Source organism: Hydrogeniiclostridium mannosilyticum (assembly GCF_003268275.1).
Lineage (GTDB): Bacteria > Bacillota > Clostridia > Oscillospirales > Acutalibacteraceae > Hydrogeniiclostridium > Hydrogeniiclostridium mannosilyticum.
Genome location: NZ_QLYR01000004.1, coordinates 67,937 through 90,787, shown reverse-complemented (window position 1 = coordinate 90,787; position 22,851 = coordinate 67,937). Strand labels below are relative to the sequence as shown.

At 58.7% G+C, this 22,851-nt stretch carries 17 protein-coding genes; 8 read left to right on the top strand and 9 right to left on the bottom strand.

Features of this window, described 5'->3' with window-relative positions; genetic code table 11:
- Positions 1-109 precede the first annotated feature (109 nt).
- Positions 110-595: a GNAT family N-acetyltransferase gene (locus DPQ25_RS08060; protein ID WP_112332660.1), complete on the bottom strand. Its 486-nt coding sequence runs from the start codon at positions 593-595 to the stop codon at positions 110-112.
- A gap of 59 nt (positions 596-654) precedes the next feature.
- The gene (locus DPQ25_RS08055; RefSeq protein WP_242978263.1) at positions 655-1,998 is read right to left on the bottom strand and encodes an MATE family efflux transporter; all 1,344 of its coding nucleotides are present in this window, start codon (positions 1,996-1,998) and stop codon (positions 655-657) included.
- 261 nt (positions 1,999-2,259) lie between these two features.
- On the opposite strand from DPQ25_RS08055, the gene DPQ25_RS08050 reads away from it, so the two are divergent.
- The 3 genes from DPQ25_RS08050 (at position 2,260) to DPQ25_RS08040 (ending at position 9,713) form a co-directional block, all read left to right on the top strand.
- Positions 2,260-4,350 (top strand): glycoside hydrolase family 36 protein, encoded by a 2,091-nt coding sequence (locus tag DPQ25_RS08050; RefSeq protein ID WP_146740537.1) that lies wholly within the window; start codon positions 2,260-2,262, stop codon positions 4,348-4,350.
- A 64-nt stretch (positions 4,351-4,414) separates the two neighbouring features.
- Positions 4,415-7,426, top strand: coding sequence for a glycoside hydrolase family 2 TIM barrel-domain containing protein (locus DPQ25_RS08045; protein ID WP_112332658.1), 3,012 nt, complete (start codon positions 4,415-4,417; stop codon positions 7,424-7,426).
- A 22-nt stretch (positions 7,427-7,448) separates the two neighbouring features.
- Complete coding sequence (locus DPQ25_RS08040) at positions 7,449-9,713, top strand: alpha-L-rhamnosidase (RefSeq protein ID WP_112332657.1); 2,265 nt, start codon at positions 7,449-7,451, stop codon at positions 9,711-9,713.
- Positions 9,714-10,126: 413 nt separating this feature from the next.
- Here DPQ25_RS08040 and DPQ25_RS08030 read toward each other — a convergent pair whose 3' ends face one another.
- A complete protein-coding gene (locus DPQ25_RS08030) occupies positions 10,127-11,314 on the bottom strand; it encodes a coenzyme F420-0:L-glutamate ligase (RefSeq protein WP_112332655.1) in 1,188 nt (395 codons plus the stop codon).
- A gap of 142 nt (positions 11,315-11,456) precedes the next feature.
- Here DPQ25_RS08030 and DPQ25_RS08025 point away from each other — a divergent pair, with 142 nt between their 5' ends.
- Positions 11,457-12,350 carry a LysR family transcriptional regulator gene (locus DPQ25_RS08025; protein ID WP_177576946.1) on the top strand — a complete coding sequence of 298 codons (894 nt, stop codon included), beginning with the start codon at positions 11,457-11,459 and terminating at the stop codon, positions 12,348-12,350.
- Here DPQ25_RS08025 and DPQ25_RS08020 read toward each other — a convergent pair.
- The 4 genes from DPQ25_RS08020 to DPQ25_RS08005 form a co-directional block, all read right to left on the bottom strand.
- The gene (locus DPQ25_RS08020; protein ID WP_112332653.1) at positions 12,347-13,045 is read right to left on the bottom strand and encodes an HAD family hydrolase; all 699 of its coding nucleotides are present in this window, start codon (positions 13,043-13,045) and stop codon (positions 12,347-12,349) included. The two genes, DPQ25_RS08025 and DPQ25_RS08020, sit on opposite strands and share 4 nt — an antisense overlap.
- A gap of 117 nt (positions 13,046-13,162) precedes the next feature.
- A complete protein-coding gene (locus DPQ25_RS08015) occupies positions 13,163-14,089 on the bottom strand; it encodes a hypothetical protein (protein WP_112332652.1) in 927 nt (308 codons plus the stop codon).
- Between the two features lie 386 nt (positions 14,090-14,475).
- A complete protein-coding gene (locus DPQ25_RS08010) occupies positions 14,476-15,591 on the bottom strand; it encodes an ABC transporter ATP-binding protein (protein ID WP_112332651.1) in 1,116 nt (371 codons plus the stop codon).
- Between the two features lie 211 nt (positions 15,592-15,802).
- On the bottom strand, positions 15,803-16,546 hold the full coding sequence (locus DPQ25_RS08005; RefSeq protein ID WP_112332650.1) for a pseudouridine synthase: 744 nt from the start codon (positions 16,544-16,546) through the stop codon (positions 15,803-15,805).
- Positions 16,547-16,568: 22 nt separating this feature from the next.
- Here DPQ25_RS08005 and DPQ25_RS08000 point away from each other — a divergent pair, with 22 nt between their 5' ends.
- Complete coding sequence (locus DPQ25_RS08000; protein WP_112332649.1) at positions 16,569-16,757, top strand: hypothetical protein; 189 nt, start codon at positions 16,569-16,571, stop codon at positions 16,755-16,757.
- On the opposite strand, the gene DPQ25_RS07995 is transcribed toward DPQ25_RS08000, so the two are convergent.
- Positions 16,754-17,434 carry a DUF4830 domain-containing protein gene (locus tag DPQ25_RS07995; RefSeq protein ID WP_112332648.1) on the bottom strand — a complete coding sequence of 227 codons (681 nt, stop codon included), beginning with the start codon at positions 17,432-17,434 and terminating at the stop codon, positions 16,754-16,756. The genes DPQ25_RS08000 and DPQ25_RS07995 overlap by 4 nt on opposite strands.
- A gap of 436 nt (positions 17,435-17,870) precedes the next feature.
- The gene (locus DPQ25_RS07985; RefSeq protein ID WP_112332646.1) at positions 17,871-19,841 is read right to left on the bottom strand and encodes a hypothetical protein; all 1,971 of its coding nucleotides are present in this window, start codon (positions 19,839-19,841) and stop codon (positions 17,871-17,873) included.
- Positions 19,842-20,245: 404 nt separating this feature from the next.
- Between DPQ25_RS07985 and DPQ25_RS07975 the strand changes: the two genes are divergently transcribed.
- From DPQ25_RS07975 to DPQ25_RS07965, 3 genes are all read left to right on the top strand, one after another.
- Positions 20,246-21,013, top strand: coding sequence for a DUF2087 domain-containing protein (locus DPQ25_RS07975; protein ID WP_112332644.1), 768 nt, complete (start codon positions 20,246-20,248; stop codon positions 21,011-21,013).
- A gap of 18 nt (positions 21,014-21,031) precedes the next feature.
- Positions 21,032-21,937 carry an SPL family radical SAM protein gene (locus tag DPQ25_RS07970; protein WP_177576945.1) on the top strand — a complete coding sequence of 302 codons (906 nt, stop codon included), beginning with the start codon at positions 21,032-21,034 and terminating at the stop codon, positions 21,935-21,937.
- 67 nt (positions 21,938-22,004) lie between these two features.
- Positions 22,005-22,778 carry a GNAT family N-acetyltransferase gene (locus tag DPQ25_RS07965; RefSeq protein WP_112332643.1) on the top strand — a complete coding sequence of 258 codons (774 nt, stop codon included), beginning with the start codon at positions 22,005-22,007 and terminating at the stop codon, positions 22,776-22,778.
- Positions 22,779-22,851: the final 73 nt, after the last annotated feature.

Sequence of the window (22,851 nt, the reverse complement as noted above, 5' to 3'; positions counted from 1 at the left end):
ACTCTATTTGTACTTTATATTATTATTGCCGGAATAGGGCGATAATTGTCTTATAGCATAACAAAGCGGCGGGAACAAGAAGAAAATTCCTCTTGTTCCCGCCGCTTTGTTACCGGCCGGCCTGCATGATCCAAAAGCTTTCCGGCTGGCCGGTATAGGGCACCTCGTCGATCTCGGCGGCCCGGTAGTGGAAACCGGCTTTTTGATAGGCCCGGATGGCCCTTTGATTGGAGGCGGCAACCTTCAGGAAGATTCTCCCCTCATGGCCCTTCAGCCGTCGCAGCTCCAATACGGCCTTTTGCACAAACAATGCGCCTAAACCCTGCCCGCAGAGCCGTGGCGCCAGCGCCCAGCCCACCCAGAGGGCCCCTTGGTCAGGCTGGCAGGCAACCTGGCCGATCACGGTTTCAAGGGAATCCCCAGACAGCAGACAGAATTGCTCGTTCCCCCAGGTGGAGCGGTCCATTAGGTAGCCGTTGGGCCTTCCTTTAAAGCTGTAGACATCGTAGGGCGGCGGCCATTCCCAAAGGCTGATTTCGGCGGCTGCCTTTTCGGTCAGGGCGCACAAGACGCAGTGCCGGAAATTCATATTCATGGGCTTTCTCCTTTCAGCGCGGATAATGGGCCTCGCCGGCGCTATGCGGCCCGGTAGGCTCAGTCCGTCAGGCGGCGAATCCAGCGGAAGCGGTTGACCTTGACGGCGGCGACGAAGCATTTGAGGACCTGGTCGCATTTGAGGAAAATAAAGACAGCCATGGGCGGAAGGCCCCAGACAAAGGCAGCCAGCGAAGAGAGCGGAATGACGACCAGCCATACGAAAATCATGTCGTTGAACAGCACAAATTTGGTGTCGCCGCCGCCGCGCACAATCCCGGTTAGGGCAGACATCTGGTAGGCGGTGCCGATGCAGGTGACACTGAGCACCATCATAAATTCGCTGGCCAGTTGTTTGCTCTCCGGCGAAATGACATAAAAGCCCAGCACCCAGTCGCGGACGAGAAATAGGCACAGCCCGGTGGCGACACCCAGCAATAGGTAGAGAACCTGCAGCGTTTTTGCGTAAAGGCGCACCAGCTTTTCCGCACCCTGGCCGATGGTTTTGCCGATAATGATGGAGGAGGCGTTGGCCGCGCCGTAGACGACCACGGTGAGAATTTGGAATACCACCGAGGCTACGCTGTTGGCCGCGATGGCGTCGTCGCCCATATGCCCGAGTATGGCGGTCTGCACCGCGGTACCAATGCCCCACAAGCCGTTGGAGATGATAACCGGCAGCCCTACCTTCAGGTAGCGCTTGAACAGGCTGTGGTCCAGGCGGAGGAAGTCGCGCGGCCGCAGCCGCAGCTTTTTGTCGGCCAGCAGCAGATAGGCGGTGACAATGACGGCCTCCACTGCCCGGGCCGTAAGCGTAGCAGCCGCGGCGCCGGCGGAGCCCATACGCGGCGCGCCGAAGTTGCCGAAGATCAGCACATAGTTGAGGCCGACGTTGATCATCAGGGTGGACAGGGAGACGAAAAAGCCGATTCGCACCGTCTCCACACTGCGCAGGCTGCACAGCAGGATATTGGTAAAGGCAAACAGCGGGTAGGAAAAGCAGATAATGCGCAGGTACTGCATGCCCTCTGCGATGACGCGCTCCTCATTGGTGAAAAGCGAGAGGCAGAAATGAGGGAAGAAAAAGACCGCCGCCCATAGCAGCAGGCTGATGACAAGGCCAATGCGCAGGCCGCAGTTGGTGATGCGCTTAATGGGCTCGGTGTCGCGTTTGCCCCAAAACTGTGCGCCCAGTACCACAATGCCTTCCCCGACGCCCATGGTGAGCATCTGCAAGATGAACTGGATCTGGTTAACCAGCGCAACGCCCGAAAGCGCATCCTGAGAGTACGCGCCCAGCATGATATTGTCGGCAAAGCTTACGCTGAATACAATCAGGTTTTGCAGCGCAATAGTCAGCGTCAGGCGAAAAAACCAGCCGTAAAAATGTTTGTCCCTTGTCATGAGCATGGATGTCTCAGTCCCCCGTCCGCCCGCCCCGGAGGAGCGGCCTCTGTGTTCCTTAGCAGTATAATACACTTGAAGCTTTTTTACAAGACGGAGCGAAGTGGAAAAAAGGGTAATTATTTTCATAATAAAAGCTTATTTTTCTATAGGAATTTACGTTGAAATCGGCTATAATGGTCACAATTGGATCAGCCGGAAGCCGGTAAAGCGGTGGCATCGCGCTTGATCCGGCTGATTGCAGAAAAAGGAGTGGGCGTATTGGAACAACAAAGAGAAATGCTGTCCTCCCATCTGATGGGGGATTTGTGCCTGACGTATTACCGTGACCCAAAGACGGACTGCGTGGGGATGGAACTGGCGCCGGCGGCGCGGAAAAAGGACGTGGTGGAGAAAGAGCGCTGCCAGCTGGAGCCGCTGGTGCAGGCTAAGCTGGTGGGCGACATTTACCCTACCGGTTTTTCACAGGGCCGGACGATGCGGAACAGCGAGACCGTGGACCAGATGCGCTATGTCGGCCAGCGCGAGGAGGACGGCGTCATTATTACCGAGCTGAGGAATGGCCGCGGGGTGCGCTATATCCACCGGGTATCGCGGCGCGCGGGCTCCCCCTGTGTAGAGGTAGTTACCGAGGTCGTCAACGGCAGCCAAGAGACAATTACATTGGAAATGCTCAGCAGCTTTACACTGGGCGGGCTTACGCCGTTTGCCCCGGGCGACGCGGAGGAGACGCTGCTGCTCCACCGCCTGGTCAGCTCCTGGTCGGCGGAGGGGCGCATGAAGACACAGACGCTGGAGGAGCTGGGGCTGGAGCCCTCCTGGGCCTGCTCCAGCGCCAACAGCATCCGCTGGCATCAGACCGGCAGCATGCCGGTGCGGGAGTACTTCCCCATCGCGGCGCTTGAGGATACCGCGGCGGGGGTGACCTGGGCTGTGGAGCTGACGCATGGATCCTCCTGGCAGCTGGAGGCCTACCGCAGGGACAGCGGCCTCTCCCTTTCCGGCGGCTTGGCGGACCGCGAATGCGGGCACTGGATGAAAAGGCTCTATGCGGGCGAGTCCTTCACCGCGCCGCGCGCGGTGCTGACGGCGTGTGCCGGCGGCGCGAACGAGGCCATGCAGCGCTTGGTGGAGAATATGCGCCCGGCGGTGGAGGCGCAGCTCCCGCCCAGCGAGCGGGATATGCCGGTTATTTTTAATGAATTTTGCACCACCTGGGGGAACCCCTGCCAGGAACGTGTAGAGCAGCTTGCGGCGGGGCTGGCGCGCCATGGGGCGCGGTACTTCGTCATTGACGCGGGCTGGTATGCGGACCCGGTCAAGGGCTGGGGCAGCAACCTGGGGGAGTGGATTCCCAACGAGGGGCAGTTTCCCCGGGGCATCAAGGCCGCGGCGGATGCCATCCGCGCGCAGGGGATGATCCCTGGCCTGTGGTTTGAGCTGGAAATGTGCGGCGAATCGGCGGTGACCTTCGGCTGGCTGGACCAGCTCCTGCAGCGCGACGGGCTGCCGGTTACCAACGGCTGCCGCCGCTTCTGGGACATGAATAACCCGGAGGTCGTGTCCTACCTGGAAAAGCGTGTCATCGGCCTGCTGAAGGAAAATGGCTTTGGCTATATCAAAATTGATTACAACGAGACCATCGGCATCGGCTGCGAAAACCCGGATTCGCTCGGCGAGGGCCTGCGCCGCCAGATTGAGGGCACGCAGCGCTTCTTCCGCGAAATCCGGCGCCAGATTCCCGACATCGTCATTGAAAACTGCGCCTCGGGCGGGCACCGGCTGGTGCCCAGTTTCCTGGAGATCACCAGCATGAGCTCCTTCTCCGACGCGCACGAATGCCCGGAAATCCCCGTCATCGCCGCAAACCTGCACCGCGCCGTACTGCCGCGTCAAAGCCAGATCTGGGCGGTGCTGCATCCGGAGCAGACGCTGCAGCGTGTTCATTACCAGATGGCCTCCACCTTCCTGGGGCGCTGCTGCCTGTCCGGCGGCGTGGACCGGCTCTCAGAGGAGCAATGGGCGGCGGTGGAACAGGGCATTGCGCTTTACCACCGGGCCGCGCCGGTCATTGACAAGGGCTTCAGCCGCCGCGGCGGCGATGAGCCGAGGAGCTACCGCCACCTTAAGGGCTGGCAGTATGTGGCGCGCACAGGCTTTGAGGGGGAGGCGGCACTTGTGGTTCTGCACAGCTTTGCAGGCGCGCCGGAGACCGTGAGCGTGCCCCTGCAGGGTAATATGAAAATTGAGGAGCTGTACGCCCGTGAGGGGATTGCCGCAAAGGTTGAAAACGGCAGCCTGACGGTCAGCGGCCTGAAGGATTTTGACGGCGTGGCCGTCTATTTGACCTGAGCCCGGGCCGCCGGGAATGAAGAGGGCCGCGTGCGGCTGAGATTTTATCAAGGAGGAGAATCAGATGCAATTACCCAAGTATTATGAAGACTTCGGCACCCTGCATGTGGGTACGGAGGAGCCGCGCGCTTATTTTGTACCCTTTGAAAGCGCCGCGGCGGCGCTTGCCTCTGCCGGGGAATTTTGCGGCGGGTGGCAGAACTCCGCGCTGTTCCAAAGCTTGAACGGAACCTGGCGGTTTGACTACTACCAGAGCCTGGACGAGGTGCCGGAGGATGTCCTCGCCGCAGAGTGCCCAGCGGCGGGCGCGTCCATCCCGGTGCCGTCGGTGTGGCAAAACCATGGCTACGACCGCCATCAATATACCAATGTGCAGTACCCCATTCCCTATGACCCGCCCTATGTGCCCGCGCAGAACCCGTGCGGGGTCTACCGCCGCAGCTTCACGGCGCAGCCGGACGGCCGCCGCGTATATCTGAATTTTGAAGGGGTGGATTCCTGCTTCTATGTGTGGCTGAACGGCAGATTGGTGGGCTACAGCCAGGTTTCCCACTCCACCAGCGAGTTCGAGGTAACGGATTTTCTTGTAGCGGGGGAAAATTACATCACGGTTGCGGTGTTGAAGTGGTGTGACGGCACGTACCTGGAGGACCAGGATAAGCTGCGCATGTCGGGCATCTTCCGCGACGTATACCTGCTGTACCGCGCGCCAAGCCATCTGCGCGATTATTTTGTACACACGCCGCTTTCCGCGGATTACCGTTCGGCGGATATAGAGGTGGAGCTTTCCTTCTCCGGGGAGGCCCTGCCGGTAAAGGCAGCCCTGTTCAGCCCGGACGGTCAGAAGCTCTGCTGTACCGAGGCTGCCGCCGGGGCGGAAAGGCTCTGCTTGCATGTCGATGCGCCGGAGCTCTGGAATGCCGAGGCCCCGCGGCTCTATACGCTGCTGCTGGAGGCGGGCGGCGAGGCGGTGGCTGAACGCGTCGGCTTGCGCGAGGTGCGGGTGGCGGACGGCGTTCTTCTGCTCAATGGGATGCCGGTTAAATTCCGCGGGGTCAACCGGCACGACAGCGACCCGGTCACCGGCGCGGCTATCAGCCCGGAGCAGGCGGTGCGCGACCTGCGCGTAATGAAGGAGCACAACGTCAACGCCATCCGCACCAGCCACTACCCCAACGCGCCCTGGTTCCCGCGCCTGTGCGCCGAATACGGCTTTTATCTGATCAATGAGTCCGACATCGAAAGCCACGGGACAACGACGGTTTTTAACGCGGGGCCGCCCTTCAGCGCCGGCTCACGCGACCGGCGCTATGATGCCCCGGTGCTCGACCGTGTGCAGCGCAATGTGCTGCAAAACAAAAACGTGCCCGCCATTTTGCTGTGGAGCCTGGGCAACGAGTCCGGCTACGGCAAGGGCTTTGAGGAGGCTGCCCGCTGGGCCCGTACCTATGACCCCTCTCGCCTGGTACACTATGAGAGCTCCATCTATCAGGAGCCGGATGAGGGCACGACGACGGAGGTGCTGGACGTATACAGCCGCATGTATCCGCCGGTTCATGAGATCCATGAATATTTCGCCGCGGAAAAAAGCCCCAAGCCTTATATTCTGTGCGAGTATATCCACGCCATGGGCAACGGCCCCGGCGACGCGCAGGATTACCAGGAGCTGATCGACCGCTACCCCGGCCTGACGGGCGGCTTTGTCTGGGAGTTTTGCGACCATGCCGTGTATACCGGCACGACGCCGGAGGGGAAAAAGAAGTACGGCTATGGCGGCGATTTCGGCGAATATCCGCACGACGGAAACTTCTGTATGGATGGCCTGGTTTATCCGGACCGCACCCCGCACACCGGCTTTGCAGAATATAAGAATGTAATCCGGCCGGTCTATGCCGCCCTGGAGGCGGACGGCTCCGTCCGCTTTACCAGCCGTTATGATTTCCTGCACGCCAACGAAGAGCTCGCGGCCTGTTATGAGGTCACCTGCGACGGCGACGTGGTGGAGCAGGGCTCCTTTGAACTGCCTGTGCTGCCGCCCCACGGCAGCGCGGCGGCACGCATTGGCTATATGCGTCCGGCTGCGGGCGAATGCTATTTGAACATTACCTATTACCGAAAGAAGGAAAGCCCGCTGACACCGGCGGGGATGCCGGTGGGCCGTGACCAGCTGCTGCTGCGGGCGGAGGCAAAGGTACCGGCCCGCCCGGCCGCCGATGCCTCCCTGCATCTGACGGAGACCGCAACCGCTGTTGTCGTGGCGGGCGCGCGCTTCCGCTATGTGCTTGACAAACGAACGGGCATGTTCAGCGAGCTCTGTGCCGGTAACCGGGCGTTGATTCGCCGCCCGGTAGAGCTGAACATCTGGCGTGCGCCGACGGATAACGACCGCAATGTCCGCGCCCAATGGGAGGCCGCCGGTTATGACCGCGTCCAGCCGCGGGTATACCGTACCGAGGCCGTGCTGGAGGACGGACGCGCCGTCGTGGCCTGTGAGCTGTCGCTTGCCGCGGTGGTTGTACAGCGGGCGCTGACGGCGACTGTCCGCTATGAAATTGGCGGGGACGGCGCGGTGGCGGTAGAGCTCAGCGGGACTCGGGACACGGCGCTGCCCTACCTGCCGCGCCTGGGCCTGCGGCTGTTCCTGCCCAAGCAGATGGACCGTGCCTCTTACTTTGGCTACGGCCCCTATGAAAGCTATATCGATAAGCGCCGCGCCTCTTATAAGGGGAAATTTGAAACCACTGCCCGCGGCAATCACGAGGATTACATCAAGCCGCAGGAAAACGGATCGCACTACGGCTGCAATTACGTGCGTGTAGAGGGGCCTGACGGCGGTTGGCTGGCAGAGGCCGGGCAGCCCTTCAGCTTCAACATCTCGCCCTATACCCAGGAGGAGCTGAGCGCCAAGGCCCATAATTATGAGCTGGAGGAATGCCCCGATACGGTTTTATGCCTGGACTGGGCAGTCAGCGGAATCGGCTCCAATAGCTGCGGTCCCCAGCTGCTGGAGCAGTACCGCTTTCAGCCGGCGGAATTTCATTACACCCTGACGCTGCGCCCTGTGACCAATTTGTAAGTAAAGGAGAGGACAGTTATTTATGAAATTTTCTAAACAATTTATTTCCGCGACCAAGGAGATGTGCGGGCTGTACCATTTTGTAGCCGCGCCGTACCTGCGCCGGTCCTTTGCGCTGGCCCAGCTGCCCAAAAAGGCGGAGCTGACCATCTGCGGGCTGGGCTTCTATGAGCTGTACATCAACGGGGAGCAGGTTACCAAGGGGCTTTTATCGCCCTATATCAGCAACCCCGACGATCTCCTCTACTACGACTCCTACGACCTGGCGCCATATCTTCAGGTGGGGGAGAACGTCATTGGCCTGCAGCTGGGCAACGGTATGCAGAACGCTTTCGGCGGCTATGTGTGGGACTTTGAAAAGGCGGCCTGGCGCTCCGCGCCCAAGGTCGCGCTCTGCATGGAGATTACGGGTGTGGACGGTACAGAGGCGGAGTTTGAGGCGGACGAATCCTTCCGCTGCGCGCCCTCGCCGATCTATTATGACGACCTGCGCATGGGCGAGCGCTATGACGCCCGGGCGGAAATTCCGGGCTGGAACCTGCCCGGCTTTGACGACAGCGGCTGGGAACGCGCCTTCTTCTCTGAGGCGCCCCGCGGGGAGGCCCGACTCTGTGAGGCCCGCCCCATCAAGGCCTGGAAGGAGCTGAAGCCCATTGCCGTTTGGCAGGAGGACGATGCCTACATTTATGATTTTGGCGAGAATGCCGCGGGCCTTTGCCGCCTGGACATTAACGGCGAGGCGGGCCAGACGGTTCAAATGGTGTTCGGCGAGTATATCAAGGACGGAAAATTCTACTTTGATAATATCCGCTTTGTGCGCCCGGAATATGAGAACATGCCGCTCTATATCCAAATGGATCAATATACCTGCAAGGGCGGCGGGAAAGAGACCTACCTGCCGCGCTTTACCTACCACGGGTTCCGTTACGTCAAGGTGACGGGTATTACGGAGGCGCAGGCCAAGCCGGAGCTGCTGACCTATGTGGTAATGAACACGGAGCTGCATGAGCGCGGCAGCTTCCGCTGCTCCGACGAGGTGCTCAATCAGCTGCAATCCATGACGCGCGTGGCGACACTGGCGAACTTTTACCACTTCCCAACCGACTGCCCGCACCGCGAAAAAAACGGCTGGACGGCCGACGCGGCACTGTCGGCAGAGCATGCCCTGCTGAACCTGGACCCCGATGTCAATTACGCGGAATGGATGCGCAATATCCGCAAGGCCATGGGCGACAACGGGTCAGTGCCCGGCATTGTGCCCACGGGCGGATGGGGCACGCTTTGGGGCAACGGCCCGGCCTGGGACTGCGTGCTGGTGGTGCTGCCGTATTTCCTTTACCAGCTGCGCGGTGACCTGAGCGTGGCGCGGGAGTCGGCGGCGGCTTTCCTGCGCTATGCACATTACCTGACCACCCGGCGTGACGAAAAGGGACTGATCGCCTTTGGCCTGGGGGATTGGTGCGCGCCGAGCGACCCGCCGCATTCCCCGCTGGTCTTTACCGACAGTGTGACGGCTATGGACATCTGCCGCAAGATGGCGGTTTTGTTCGACGCCATGGATATGCAGCCGCAAAAGGAATTTTGCGAAAATATCGCCGCGTCACTGCGTGAGGCGGTGCGCACCCATCTGCTGGACCGTGAAACCATGACGTTCATTGGCGGCTGCCAGACCTCCCAGGCGATGGGGATCTATTACGATGTCCTCGACGAGGAGGAGAAACCGCAGGCTTTCCAGGTGCTGCTGGAGAAGATCGAGGAGCATCGGGAGCATATTGACTGCGGCGTGCTCGGCGCGCGCGTGCTGTTCCATGTGCTGTCAGACTTTGGCGAGGTTGACCTGGCCTACCGGGTGATGACTCAGCCGGACGCGCCCTCGTACGGCAACTGGGTTGCCCGCGGCGAGACCGCGCTGGCGGAGGACTTCTATACCGAGGAGCAGGGCGTCAATTCGCGCAACCATCACTTCTTCGGCGACATCAGCGCCTGGTTTATCAAGGCGCTGTGCGGCATCCGGCTCAACCCGGCGTTTAAGGGCGTGGATACGTTTGCGATTCAGCCGCATTTCCCGCAGGCGCTCAGCTTTGCCGAGGGCTACCATGAGGGCCCGCTGGGTAAAATTGAGGTCCGCTGGGAAAAGACGGAGGATGGCAGGCATATTCGCTTTGACCTGAAGGCGCCGCAGGAGATGCAGGGCGACTTCATCCTTTCAGACGGCTGGGTCTTTGAGGACGGCTCTTCCAGCTGCCCGGCAGGGAGCGGCTGCTACCTGCTGCGCAGGGCCGGCTGACGTTAACCGGGCCATAGGACCCGGATATAAAACGCCGGGGCAGGTGAAGAGGGGCCTGGAGCCTTGATGCCGGTATTGACCGGCAGACGGATGTCGCGGCCATGGATAGAGTGAATGCTTTTATGGAAAAAGCGGTTTTATGCGTGATGAAAGCGCCCTAAGATGGGGAATATTTTAACCTCGCCAAGGATGAGGGAGACGCTTGGCTATGAGCAAATGAATGATTACGCACCCATCAAGGTCAGAATGCAGGATGAAGCCTGCTCGGAGCTATGCGGGCAAAAGCAGCCCGCAAGGACTCTAGCGGGCGCTCCGCTCTCACAAAAGGGCGAAGCCATACGGATAAAAACAGAAAAAGCAGAGGCACGGCCGTAGGCCACGCCTCTGCTTTTTGTTTGAATTGTATCGTGGGCTTATTTCGCGAAATTATCAAAGTAGCCCTGAATCCAGATGATGGGCGTCCCCTTATCTCCTGAGCCGGAGGTGAGGTCGCAGAGGCTGCCGATGAGGTCGGTCAGCCGCCGCGGAGTGGTCCCCTGGCTGGCCATGGCGCCCTTGAGGTCGGCCTCCTTGTGGGAGATGCTGTCCTTAATAGCCGCGGTCAGCTCATCGCCGGAGAGGTTTGCAAAGTCGTTGTCCGCCAGGTATTTGAGCTTTAGCTCGTTTGGCTGGCCTTCCAATCCCGCTGTGTAAGCGGGGCTGACCACCGGGTCTGCAAGCTCCCAGATTTTCCCCACCGGGTCCTTAAAGGCGCCGTCGCCGTAAATCAGCGCTTCCATGCGTTTTCCGGTAGCCTGCTGCAGGCTCTGCTGTAAGGACTCGACAAACTGGCGGCAGTCGCGCGGGAACAGCTTTACGCGGTCCTCGGTTGCCTTGTTGGAACCCAGCAGGCCAAACTGCTCATTGTAGCCGGAGCCGGTTACCGGGCGGTTCATCAGGTCGCTGAGCAGCAGGACCTTTTCCGCGCCGGCAGCCAGCAGCCGGCGGCGGGAGCGCTCACGGGTGTGAATGTCGCAGCAGAGTACATTTTTTGTGTGCCGCAGCACGGCGCGCACGTCGTTGCCGAAAATAAAAACCGGCTCGCAGCCCTCGGAACGGAAGAGGCCGCCAAAATACTCCACATAGTCCACGCCGGTGAAGGGGTGCTTTTCATAGCCAAACAAATCGCGGTATTGCTTTTCATCCAGAACGTCGCTCCAGGGGTTAACGCCCTTTTCGTCCAACAGATCTTCTTCAAACAGGTGGTTGCCGACCTCGTCGGAGGGGTAGCTCATCAGGATATAGACCTTTTTGAAGGCCTTGGCGATCCCCTTCAGGCAAATGGCAATGCGATTCCGGCTCATGATCGGGAAGGTAATGGCAATTTCATCTGCGCCGAATTTTTCCCGGCAATCCTGTGCAATTTCATCCGTCGTGGCATAATTGCCCTGCGCGCGGGCCACCACGGCTTCCGTTACCGCGACGATGTCCCGGTCCTGAAAAGCGATGCCCTGTTCTTCCGCGCATTCCAGGATGGATTGGGTTACAATCTGGACCAGATCGTCCCCCTCGCGGATGACTGGGCAGCGCACGCCGCGCGATACCGTTCCAACAGTTCTCATATCAAAACTCCTATTCTAATTTTTCGTTTTATCATTGGACGGCCCTTGCGTAAAGGGGCCAACCCTATTATAATGAAAACAAACCTATAAGTAAAATTATTATTTTTTATAAGTAATATAATAAATAATGATAGGAGGGCTTATGGCAACCGATTTAGAGCTTTATCGTATTTTTTCCGCCGTGGCAGAAGCAGGCAGCTTCAGCCAGGGGGCCGCGCGGCTGTTCATTACGCAGCCGGCTGTTTCTCAGGCCGTTCGGCGGCTGGAGGCGCAGCTGGGAGCGCGGCTGTTTGTCCGGGGACGCCGGGGGGCCGTGCTGACCGCGGAGGGGGAGCTGCTTTATCAGCATGCCTCTGCCGCGATGCGGCTGCTGGCTTCGGGCGAGCAGAAGCTGCGGCGTGTGCAGAACCTAGAGGCGGGCCAGCTAAAGCTCGGCGCGGCCGATACCACGACCAAGGAGCTGCTGCTTCCCTATATCAGTGCCTTTCACCAGCTGCACCCCGGCGTACAGCTCATGGTGACCAACCGCACCTCCTTGCAGCTGGTCGAATGCCTGAAGGCCGGGCAGCTGGACCTTGCCATTGTCAACCTGCCTATTGAGGACGAGGCGCTTTCCACCCGCCCTATTCGGACAGTACACGATATTTTTGTGGCGGGCCATGCATTTCCGCAGCTGAAACAAAAAACGGTTACCCCCGGGGAGCTGGCAGGCTACCCGCTGATTATGCTGGAGAATGCCGCCAACAGCCGGCGCTATGTTGACCGCTTTTTTGCCGGGCAAGGGGTGGCGTTGGCGCCCGAGATTGAGCTCGGCGCTCATGAGCTGCTTTCCAGCTTCGCCGCCATTGGCTTTGGCCTGGCCTGTGTGGTACAGGAATTTTGCCAGAAGGCACTGAAAGAGGAGACGGTTTTCCCTGTGGATCTGTCTCCGGCGATTCCGCCCCGCGCCATTGGCGCCTGTTGGTTGCGGAGTGTGCCGCTGAGCGAGGCGGCAGCGGAGCTGCTGCGGCTGCTGGAGGAGAACAGACGGGCTTAATCAGCGGCTGTTAGCGCCGGAGCTTGCAGCAGCGACAGTAAAAAATCCCTTTGGCGAAAGTCTGGAATCGACGCCTTCAAAAACGGGAAAGCGGCTAAACAGCGGCTGCTGTCCGCCGGTGCGACGCAGGCAATCGCACCGCAGCCGGCTTGCCGGGCTGCTGTTATGCCGGCGCCGGAGTCCTCAAACACCAGGCATTCCTCAGGGCGTTTGTCCAACGCGGCGGCTGCCCGCCGGTAGATGGCCGGGTTGGGCTTGCCGGGAAAGGAACCGTCCTGGTAGACGACGCGGCCGGGCTGGAACCAGCGCCCCAACCCGAAATGCTCAAAATAAAAACGAACATTGGCAAGCTCCGCCGTGGTGGCAATGGCAACGGGCGTTTGCTGCTCCTGAAGGGCATCCAGAAATTCCGGTAACCCGCCGGCCAGGTGAAAGGCGGCCTTGTCCGCCAGGCAAAGCTCCCGGTAAAGGCTTTCCTTTTCTTCTGAGCGGCGGCTGATTTCCTCCGCGGAGACCTGCGCGCCCCAGAAATAACGCACAATATCGGCGTTATCCTTGCCGTGTACCTCGCGCTGGTATGTCTGCCGGCTGATCCGTTTGCCCAGCTCCTGCTCCAAATAGCGGCGCCAGGCCTGCTCGTGCTTATCGGAATCAAAGAACATCGTCCCATTGAAATCAAAAATAACAGCCGTCATGGTTTTCCCCCTTGATTTAGTCAGATTCACGGTTAGCCATCCAGGCGGCCTGCGCTTTGGGAAAAGCCCTCCCTTGGGCAGCGTGCGGCAGGATGGCGCCTTTTTAATTGCAGCTGTTTAAAACAAAAACAGGAAGGTGGCAAACAACGTAATTCCTGTACTCAGCCAGGTGCTCAGGCCGGGCTTTTCCTTAAAGAACAGCCAGCCAAAAATAGTGCCCAGCACAATGGTGCCGCCCGTCACCATGGGGTACAGCAGCGATGCGTCCAGCGTGACAGCGCCCAAAAGCTGAAACATGTAGGCGCAGCCGCTGACGACAGCGTAAAGCACAACCAGGCCGCAGTTTATGATAAAGGCCTTCCGCGCCTGCGGAACCGCCGGGGCAGCCTGGGCCCGTCTTTTCCCGATGCACTTCAGCACGAGAAAGAGCAGTGCTGCCATGACAAACCCAATTCCGTTGTTGAGGACAAGGAAGCTGTTGGTTGGCGCTGCGCCGGGCGTAATCTGGTGCAGCTTTGAGAGGATGCTGGTGGCGCCGTTGAGGCAGAACACCAGCGCGCACAGGATGAAAAAGCCCTTGCTTGCTTGTTTTCCTTCCTTTTTTGCCCCGCCGAATACCGGCAGCAGCAGGGAGCCGATGAGCAGAACCAGCCCGATGATTCGTGCCGCGGAGATTTGCTCCTGCCAGAAAAAGGCGCCGAAGAGAAAGGGGAGCACCATGCCGCCCAGCATCATGAACAGGGTGTAGACGGAAACCTCCCCCATGGACATGACCAGCATGCCCAGCAGCAGGTTTGTGATGCTAATTACATTGAGGCAGACCGCCATTAGCAGTGAAAAGCTGGAAAATTCCACCTGAAAGCCAGCCATGCAGAAAAAGAATACCCCGGCGGCCAGGCCGGAGCCCATGGAGAAAAAAACTGATTTTTCCAGGGCGGCTAGAGCCCGCTCACCGGGGGCCAGCGTTCTGCGCTGGTAAACCTTGGTGATGCAAAATTGAGCGGCGATGCCGGCAACTGACAGTAAAATTAGAAAATAGGACACGTTTTGACTCCTCCCACCTGGTTATAAAGCCGGAAAATGGTTAAGACGCAAACCGGCTGTTCAAATTTCCGCAAACCATTATATAACACAGCAGGGGGAAGATACAAGCAATATTTAAAAATAAATTTTATAAAATAATCATAGAAATAGAATAATATTCTAAAATGATGTTTTAAGCTCAATTGAGACATAAAATTTCTTGTTTTAAAGATATAAGACAATATAAAATATCTTACAGGGCGGTTCCGTCTATACGTCTATAATGCCTGGATTGTGCCCATGTGCCCACGGGGCCGGTATTTGCCCCAGCACAATAAAAAACAGAGGAAGATTTATATAAATCTTCCTCTGCCGGTTAATTTTATATCGCTAAAAATTTTGACCTATTAGTTGAGGATGGTCTTCTCTGTCTCCTTGTCGAACAGGTGCATCTTCTTCAGGTCAAAGGCAATCTTAGAGCGGTCGCCGCCCTTAGCAGTAGAGGTCGGCTCAACTCTAGCGGTGATGGCATTGCCTTCGCAGTTCAGGTACAGGTAGGTCTCGGCGCCCATCAGCTCGGTAACCTCAACGTCGGCCTCTACGATGCTGTCTTCCGAAGCCTTGGCGATGAAGTCGGGCTCGTCATGAACGTCCTCAGGACGAATGCCAAAGACCACGTCTTTGCCGACATAATCCTTCAGCACGTCGTTCGCGTTCTTCTCCTTCGGGATATTGATGGAATACTGACCGAATTTCAGCGCATAGCCGTCGCCCTTCTTCTCAATTACCGCGTCGATGAAGTTCATCTGCGGTGAACCCATAAATCCGGCAACAAACTCGTTGCAGGGGAATTCATACAGGTTTTGCGGGGTGTCGACCTGCTGAATAAAGCCATCCTTCATAACGACGATACGGTCGCCCATGGTCATAGCTTCCGTCTGGTCATGGGTAACGTAAATGAAGGTGGTACCCAGGTTCTTATGTAGTTTTGCAATCTCGGTTCTCATCTGTGCACGCAGCTTTGCGTCCAGGTTGGAGAGCGGTTCGTCCAGCAGGAAGACCTTCGGGTCACGGACAATGGCGCGGCCCAAGGCAACACGCTGGCGCTGGCCGCCGGACAATGCCTTCGGCTTACGGTCAAGCAGGTGGGAGATGTCGAGGATTCTGGCAGCCTCTTCCACGCGTCTCTTAATCTCATCCTTCGGAGTTTTGCGCAGCTTCAGGCCGAACGCCATGTTGTCGTAAACCGTCATGTGCGGGTACAGCGCGTAGCTCTGGAACACCATGGCGATGTCGCGGTCCTTCGGAGCGACATCGTTGGAGAGCTTGTCGCCGATGTACAGCTCGCCCTTGCTGATTTCTTCCAGGCCGGCGATCATTCTCAGCGTAGTAGATTTACCACAGCCGGAGGGCCCAACCAGAATAATAAACTCCTTGTCGGCAATTTCGAGGTTAAAATCTGTAACAGCGGTAACGCCGCCATCATAGACCTTATAGACGTTTTTAAGTGTCACACTTGCCATAATAATCCTCCTGAAAAATTAGGTTTAAAGGCCGTCATGGAGTCCGGCCTTTTCTTGTTTCTCTATCATAACAGATTTGTGCGGCTCATAACAAGGTGTTTTCTGTCCAAATTTTCGGGGCCCAGTTTAGGTAAATCTGATAAAATCCAAAAAAATTCCGTTATTTTCAGTAAAAATAACAAGAGATGAGCGGCTGGAAATAGCAAAATCGTCAGGGCCGCCGCGGTTCCGCAAGCGGATCGGGCAGAAAAATAGTTTCCAGCTCGCTTTCCTGCAAAAGGCGGCATTCACCGGGGCAAAGGGCGGGGTCCAGCTCAAGCAGGCCTATTTTTATGCGTTTCAGGTAAAGAACCTGCTTGCCAACGCTTAAAAACATACGCTTTACCTGGTGAAATTTGCCCTCCCGTACAGCGACCCGCGCGCGGGGCGTGCCGTCGCCGTACGGGGGAAGCGCCTGCAAAAGGGCGGGCAGGCAATGCAGGTCCTCAAGCTCAAGGCCCCGGGCGAAGGCGTCCGCATCCTGCGGGGTGACGGGCAGGTCCAGCCGTGCCTCATACCATTTTGCCACGTGCTTTTTCGGCGCCAGCATACGGTGGGCAAAGTCGCCGTCGTCGGTGAGGATGAGCAGGCCCTCGGTGTCCTTGTCCAGTCTTCCGGCGGGAAACAGCCCCCGGCGCTGCAGCTCCGGGGGCAGCAGGTCGACGACGGTTTTGCCGTGCGGATCCCGGGAGGCCGATAAAACGCCCGCGGGCTTATGCATCATAATATAGAGGTGCTGCTGTAAAAGCAGCGGTTTTCCGTTTACCTCCAGGGTGTCGCGGGCAGTGTCCACGTGGATGTCCGCCCTGCGGACGGCAACACCGTTGAGGCGGACTTGCCCGGCGCGGGTAAGCGCCGCGGCCTGTCTGCGGCTGCAAATATTGTGCAGGGAAAGCAGCTTGTCGAGACGTTCCATTGCTTGAAGGCTCCTTTTTATTATGGACCGGTGCCGCGGGAAAAATGCGGCGGGTGAGGAATTTTTTACCCAGCCCGGCGGATCGGCAGGGGTGCGCCCCATTGCCGCCGGGGGCGAATGGTCAACGCTGACAATTATAGCAGAACTGGCTGCCGTTTTCAATCCCGCCGCGGAAGAGGGGGAACTGTTTACAGAACGCCGCCCGGCTTAGTCTGTAGGCCAGGCATCCTCGGGAATGGCGTCCGCATCCGTGGGCGCAGCGGAGGCGGCCTCCGCTGCGGCGCTTTCATCCGGCAGCGTGGAACCGGCCTCACCGCCGGATGAATCCGCGGGCGCGCTTGCCTGTTCACCGCCTGGGGCGGCGCTCTGCGGTGCGCCGGACTCTGCCGCGCCGGTACTTTCAGCCCCGCCGGCCCGGCTGCTGAGCATGCCGCTTTCCAGGTCGCCGTAGAAGTTGCAGAGGAAGCCGTCCAGCGCCGCGCTGCTCAGGTCCCCGCCGATGATGTTGCCCTCATAGACCAGCAGGGTAGCGCGCACGTTTTCCTCCCCGGGGTAATTTGTGACATGGTAGACCCACTGCTTGCAGGTTTTTCCGGCGAAGGGCTCCAGGTCCATGTTTTGCGTTTTTTGTACGGCATTGTAATTGGTATAGACGTCGTTAAATTCCTCTGGCAGGATGACCTCCTGCACGTCAATGGGCTCTTCCTCAACCTCCCAGCCGTATTGCTGCAAAAATACAACGCGCTGGTCATTGGTTTCGCCGGGAATGTCGGGCACGCCGCCGCCCTGCAAGCTAAAGGCCACGGCCAGCAGGGTAATGGCAAGCAGCGCTGCCGCCAGCCCGATTAACAGACGCTTTTTTTCAGCTTTGACAGAAAGGACAAACATAATCTTTCCGCCTTCCTTTCATTGATTACTTTTACCGGGGGTTTCCTTAAGAAAATTTATGTGTCAATGCGTTCAAAAAGAACTCCCGGGCGCAGGAAAGGTCGGGGAATATGGATTTAAGCCGGTTTCCACCGGAGAATTTAACTTTTCCACCACATTTTCCACCTGCCAAAGCGGTTTTCAACAGGCTTTCTTTATAGGTATGCACGCCGTGCTTCCGGCAGAGCAGGTGCCGCCCGGCTTTTAAAGGTGTGGTGAAGCCTCCCGGGTGTTTCGTGTAGGGAGCTGCCGGACCGAGGCGAAGCCGCGGACAGAAAAAGAGCGCCGCTTCGCCGGATCGCGGCAGGCAGCGGCGCCCGAATGGTTACAGGCGCGGGCTCTTTATGACTATTTTTTATTATCGGGGATCATGAGGATTATGACGGAAGGCGGCCGGCTATTCCCCAGCAAGGACGGCGAGGAAATCCCAGGGAGCGAGGCCCTCCACCCGCACGCGGGTAAAGGAGCCGTCATAGACCGGCGCGACGGGCCGCCGCTCGCCTGTGGGAAGAAGCAGGCTGGCCTGCGTCCAGCTGCCGCGGATGCAGACCTCAAAGGGGAGCGCCGGGTCAAAGCCGGTGTTGACAAGCAGGACGGAGACCCGGTTGCCGTTGCCGCGCACCCAGGGCGAAACCCGGCTGATCTCATAGGGGTCCACCGGCTCCAGCAGCACCGGCGCGCCGTCTGCGCGCAACAGATTGCGCAGCTGCGTCTGCTTGGCAACGGTGCCGGTAAACTGGTAGGGGGAATAGCCGAGCACGGTCACATGCCCATAGCGTGTTACACAGGGCCGTTCCTCCGCCGCTCCGGGGATCGGACTGGTACAGAGGATTTCAACGCGGCTGTTCAGAGGCTCAAGCAGGTAAGTGGGGTGGAAGATGCCTGTACGGGTAACGCCGGAAAAATCCTCATTTACAGCGGCATTGGCCATCTTTTCGACCAGGCCCAGCCGGCGGCCCGCCAGCCGCACGCCGGTTCTGCCGCCAAAGCCGCGTTTTTCCAGCGCCTCTAGGGCCATGCCGTCCAGCAGGACGGGCTTTTGAAAAATTTCATCAATCTGTTCGTCGGAATAGGTGTCAACGACCTTGCCCTGTAAAAGGGTGGCGTAAGCATGCGCGGGGTCCGCGGAAATAGCGGAGCCAAAGCAGGGCCATTCCTTGTTTACCTTTTCCACGCTGTAATCCGGGTCGTCCTCATGGAACCAGCCCTTTTCCTTTGTATCCATACCGGCGGCCATAAATTCATTGTCCGCCACCCAGATGCCCAGCGCGGGCAGCCCCTCGCTGAACGAGAGATATTGGTCCATAAAGGCGCGGCGATGACGCCACAGGTCGAATTCATAGTGGCTGTAGGCCAGCGGGCGGGAACCGCCCGCCCCGGGCAGGTGGTTCATGGCGATGCCGTTGCACCCGGCCCAAATAGAGAGCGCCGCCAGAACAACGCGGATGTTTGCGGCCATGTTGAGAGGCGTGCGGGGGCAGCTGTCTTCCTCAAGCTGGACGTCCGGCAGAACCTGGGCGGGGTAGCGCTGCACCTGGCGGGCAACCTCCATGATCTTGTCAATCATCTTACGGGGCTCCTCATCCCAGTAAAAGCCGTGGCCCGGACGCCCGGCCCGGGATTTTGCCGCCGCCATGCATTTTTCGATGTAGTCGCCGGAGAAGGTGGTGTGCGAGTAGCCCACGGTCATTAGGTTGACGTCGATGGCGGGGTTGATCTCCTCCACAGCCTCGCGGGCCGTCTTACAGTATTCAGCCAGCCGCTGTGCGCCGTATTCGCTCCACTTGCGGCGCAAGGCGCTGTTTTCCGGTTGGTTCAGCGCGTCCACCAGCGCCTCGCGGCTGGCAAAGCGGCCTCCCTCAAAGCCTGCCACGCAGCGCGGGCAGAAGCACGGGTACTGAACCGTACCCAGGTGGGTAAAACGGCAATCGTCGTCAATCCAGATGAAATCCGGGCCTGCCCCGGCATATATCTTGAACTTCTCCCGCGTATAGGCGAGAAATTCGGGCGAGGTGGGGCAGGCCAGCCGGCGGGCGATGCGCCCGTCGTAGCCCACCATGGGGCCGAAGGGCATCTCGTGCCCGTCGTCGGCGGCATAGACCTCCTCCGCGCCAAAGGCGGGCCACTGGTTGATGCCCACGCGCATGCCGTACCGGCGGGCCAGTGCGGCGGCCTCCTGGAAGCCGCCGCAGGCACTGCGAAGCGCATCAAGGGGAAAATAAGGGTGTGTCGCCGGTTCGCAGATGGGTAGATTCAGCTCCTCTAAAACCCGTCCGCCCTGGGTAACGCTTTGCAGAAAGGACTCAAAATAAGCGCGGTCGGTGTAGTCGCCGCAGCCCCGCCAGACAATTTTATAAGCTTTATCCATGGTACACTCCTCCCTGTTTTGGGCCGGGTCAGGCGGCCTGACCCGGGAAATTGCCTTCATTATAATCCACGGATTTAAAAGAAGCAATTATAAATGCATAAAAGGACCGGGGAATTTTTGCAGCTGGATATTCTGCGCGGAGGGCTCCAGCCTAAAAGCGGGGCTTGTTCGCCGGTATAGGCTGTATTTGGGCCAAACGATAGATGCAGCGCATGCTTGCAATGCGGGCGGCTGCGGGTGAAGAAAATAGCTTGTATTTTGAAGTGATAGAAAATATAAATAAATGATATTGACTTATTTAGTAAATTAATTTATATTAAATTTATAATAATTAAAAAACCGGCTGGATTTCCCCGCTCACAAGGGGAGGGGATGGCAGCTCAAGAATGGATAGGAGTCAGAAAATGAATTTAGGGGATTATGATCTCAATACGCTCAAGGATGGATTTTTATATGATGCGGGGAGAAAAAGCTATGCCTGCCTGCTTTGCGGCAAGCAGTTTGAGGAGGAGGAGATCTATGCGCTGGCGGGACGCTTTTTTACGGCGGGCCGTGCGGTGCGGGAGCACCTGGAGCGGGATCACGGCGGATGGTTTCAGGCCTTTTTAAACATGGAAAGCCGTTATAACACGCTGACACAAAACCAGAAAAAGCTGCTCAGCCGTTTGGCGCAAGGCTGGCCGGACCAGGCGATTGCCAAGGAAGCAGGCGTCAGTGTCTCAACCGTCCGCCATCAAAAATTTGTATTCCGCGAAAAAGCCAAGCAGGCGCGCGTTTACTTGGCGCTGTATGAATGTGCCGGGCAGCTGGCGGAAGCGGCGTCCGGCAGTGGGGAGCGGCCGGGGGCGGAGCTGCGCCCGGTACATGACGGCGCTAAAATGGTGGACGACCGTTACCTGATGACGCAGGAGGAGTACGAGCGCTACCTGAAAAACGCCTTTAAAAGCCTAGAGCCCTTAAGGCTGGAGCATTTTCCCGTTAAGGAAAAGCGCAAGCTTGCCGTGCTGATGCGTATTATCGAGGAGTTCCAGGCCGGGCGCCGTTATACAGAGGCGCAGGTCAACGAGGCGCTCGCTGAAATTTACACGGACTATGTGACGCTCCGGCGTTATTTGATTGAATACGGCTTTATGGACCGCACAAAAGACGGGGCCGTGTACTGGGTGAAATAACCCTGCCGCTGGGGGCCGATGGGGGATGAAACTGTGATATTAGAGGAAATTCCGGCAAAAAACATCGTGAATCGTGTAAAAAATGGGAAATATTGGTTTGGGTATGATTACAACATGAACATTTACCGGGGGTGTTGCCATGGCTGTATTTACTGTGACAGCCGCAGCGGCTGCTATGGAACGCTGGATTTTGACCGGGTGCGGGTGAAGGCGGATGCCCTGCGGCTCATCCGCGACGGCCTGCGCAGTAAGCGTCATCCCGGCGTGGTGGGCATGGGCGCAATGAGCGACCCCTATAACCCCTTTGAAAAAGAGTATGAGCTGACCCGGCATGCGCTGGAGCTGATCTCCGCATTTGGTTTCGGCGCTGGGATTACGACAAAAAGCACGCTGATTACACGGGACCTGGACGTGCTTCAGGAAATTGCCGCGCATGCCCCGGTCCTCTGCAAGCTGACCATTACCGCCGCGGACGACCGCCTCAGCCGGAAGGTGGAGCCGTACGCGCCGCCCTCCTCCCAGCGCTTCGAGGCCCTGCGCAGGCTTACCGGCGCGGGCCTGTTTGCCGGGGTGCTGCTGATGCCGGTGCTTCCCTTTTTAGAGGATACGGAAGAGAATGTCCGCACGCTTGTGGGCCGGGCGGCGGATTGCGGCGCGCGCTTTGTTTACCCCGCTTTCGGCATGACCCTGCGCGCTAATCAGCGGATCTATTATTATGACCGGCTCGACGAGCTGTTTCCTGGGCTGCGGGAACGCTATGAAAAAAGGTATGGGGAGCGCTACCAGTGCGCCAGCCCGCGCGCACGGCAGCTATGGGGCGTTTTTCAGCAGGAGTGCGCGCGCCATGGCCTGCTTTACCGCATGCCGGAGATTATCCGCGGCTACCGGCTGGGCTATCAGGCCGGGCAGCTAAGCTTGTTTTGAGCGGCCTGGTTTCGCCGCCGGGCGGGAGGGGGAGGCGGCTTTTAGGTGGAATATGGAGGAAATTATAATGACAAATAAGGAGCTTTTAGCGGTTGCTATGCAGCAGTCCGCGTTGGATTTGAACTGCGCGCCGGAGGATTTTTTAAGGGAGGAAAGCGTGGTCGTGCATTCCTGTGCCCACCCGCAGGCCCGGCGGTATCTGGAGCTGCCGTTTTACTGCAATCTGGTTTCATACGGCAATCACATCGTCGCATCGGTCAACCCGGAGATCGAGCCCGCCGTGCGGGATTACATCAGGCGCTTTGCGGCGGAGCACTGCTTTGAGACGCCCAACCTGCATGTGCTCAATGATGCGCTGCAGCAGCATGGGCATCGGCTTTGCTTTATGGCGGAATATTTTCTGCCGGACCTGACGGCGCTGGAGGAAAGGCCCTGTGCCTATGAGGTGGAGCTTTGGGGGCCGGAGCGCTTTGGGGGGCTGTACCTCCCCCAGTGGAGCAACGCTCTGTGCGAAAAGCGCCGGGAGCTGGATGTGCTGGCGGCTGCCGCGCTGGACCGGGGCCGGCTGGTAGGCCTGGCGGGCTGCTCGGCGGACTGCGGCGCCATGTGGCAGATTGGCATCGACGTGCTGCCCGAGTACCGGAGGCAGGGCATTGCCTCGGCGCTGACAAGCCGCCTGGCGCTTGAGATCCTGCGGCGGGGGAAGGCGCCGTTTTATTGTGCGGCATGGTCGAACCTGCGGTCGGTGCGCAACGCCGTCCGCAGCGGCTTCCGTCCGGCTTGGGTGGAGCTGACGGCGAAGAGCGCGGCGTTTGTAGCGCAGATGAACGGAGAAAAATGAGGAGCCGCGGCGGCTGCCGCAGAATAGGCCGCGCAAGGCTGAAAAATGCGGCCGCAAACCAGGCGCGGTGAGC

Excerpts from the sequence above, each read along its gene's own strand:
- DPQ25_RS08060 (WP_112332660.1), bottom strand. The coding sequence starts at position 595 with ATGAATATGAATTTCCGGCACTGCGTCTTGTGCGCCCTGACCGAAAAG.
- DPQ25_RS08055 (WP_242978263.1), bottom strand. The coding sequence starts at position 1,998 with ATGACAAGGGACAAACATTTTTACGGCTGGTTTTTTCGCCTGACGCTG.
- DPQ25_RS08045 (WP_112332658.1), top strand. The coding sequence starts at position 4,415 with ATGCAATTACCCAAGTATTATGAAGACTTCGGCACCCTGCATGTGGGT.
- DPQ25_RS08040 (WP_112332657.1), top strand. The coding sequence starts at position 7,449 with ATGAAATTTTCTAAACAATTTATTTCCGCGACCAAGGAGATGTGCGGG.
- DPQ25_RS08030 (WP_112332655.1), bottom strand. The coding sequence starts at position 11,314 with ATGAGAACTGTTGGAACGGTATCGCGCGGCGTGCGCTGCCCAGTCATC.
- DPQ25_RS08025 (WP_177576946.1), top strand. The coding sequence starts at position 11,457 with ATGGCAACCGATTTAGAGCTTTATCGTATTTTTTCCGCCGTGGCAGAA.
- DPQ25_RS08020 (WP_112332653.1), bottom strand. The coding sequence starts at position 13,045 with ATGACGGCTGTTATTTTTGATTTCAATGGGACGATGTTCTTTGATTCC.
- DPQ25_RS08010 (WP_112332651.1), bottom strand. The coding sequence starts at position 15,591 with ATGGCAAGTGTGACACTTAAAAACGTCTATAAGGTCTATGATGGCGGC.
- DPQ25_RS08005 (WP_112332650.1), bottom strand. The coding sequence starts at position 16,546 with ATGGAACGTCTCGACAAGCTGCTTTCCCTGCACAATATTTGCAGCCGC.
- DPQ25_RS08000 (WP_112332649.1), top strand. The coding sequence starts at position 16,569 with ATGGACCGGTGCCGCGGGAAAAATGCGGCGGGTGAGGAATTTTTTACC.
- DPQ25_RS07995 (WP_112332648.1), bottom strand. The coding sequence starts at position 17,434 with ATGTTTGTCCTTTCTGTCAAAGCTGAAAAAAAGCGTCTGTTAATCGGG.
- DPQ25_RS07985 (WP_112332646.1), bottom strand. The coding sequence starts at position 19,841 with ATGGATAAAGCTTATAAAATTGTCTGGCGGGGCTGCGGCGACTACACC.
- DPQ25_RS07975 (WP_112332644.1), top strand. The coding sequence starts at position 20,246 with ATGAATTTAGGGGATTATGATCTCAATACGCTCAAGGATGGATTTTTA.
- DPQ25_RS07970 (WP_177576945.1), top strand. The coding sequence starts at position 21,032 with ATGGGGGATGAAACTGTGATATTAGAGGAAATTCCGGCAAAAAACATC.
- DPQ25_RS07965 (WP_112332643.1), top strand. The coding sequence starts at position 22,005 with ATGACAAATAAGGAGCTTTTAGCGGTTGCTATGCAGCAGTCCGCGTTG.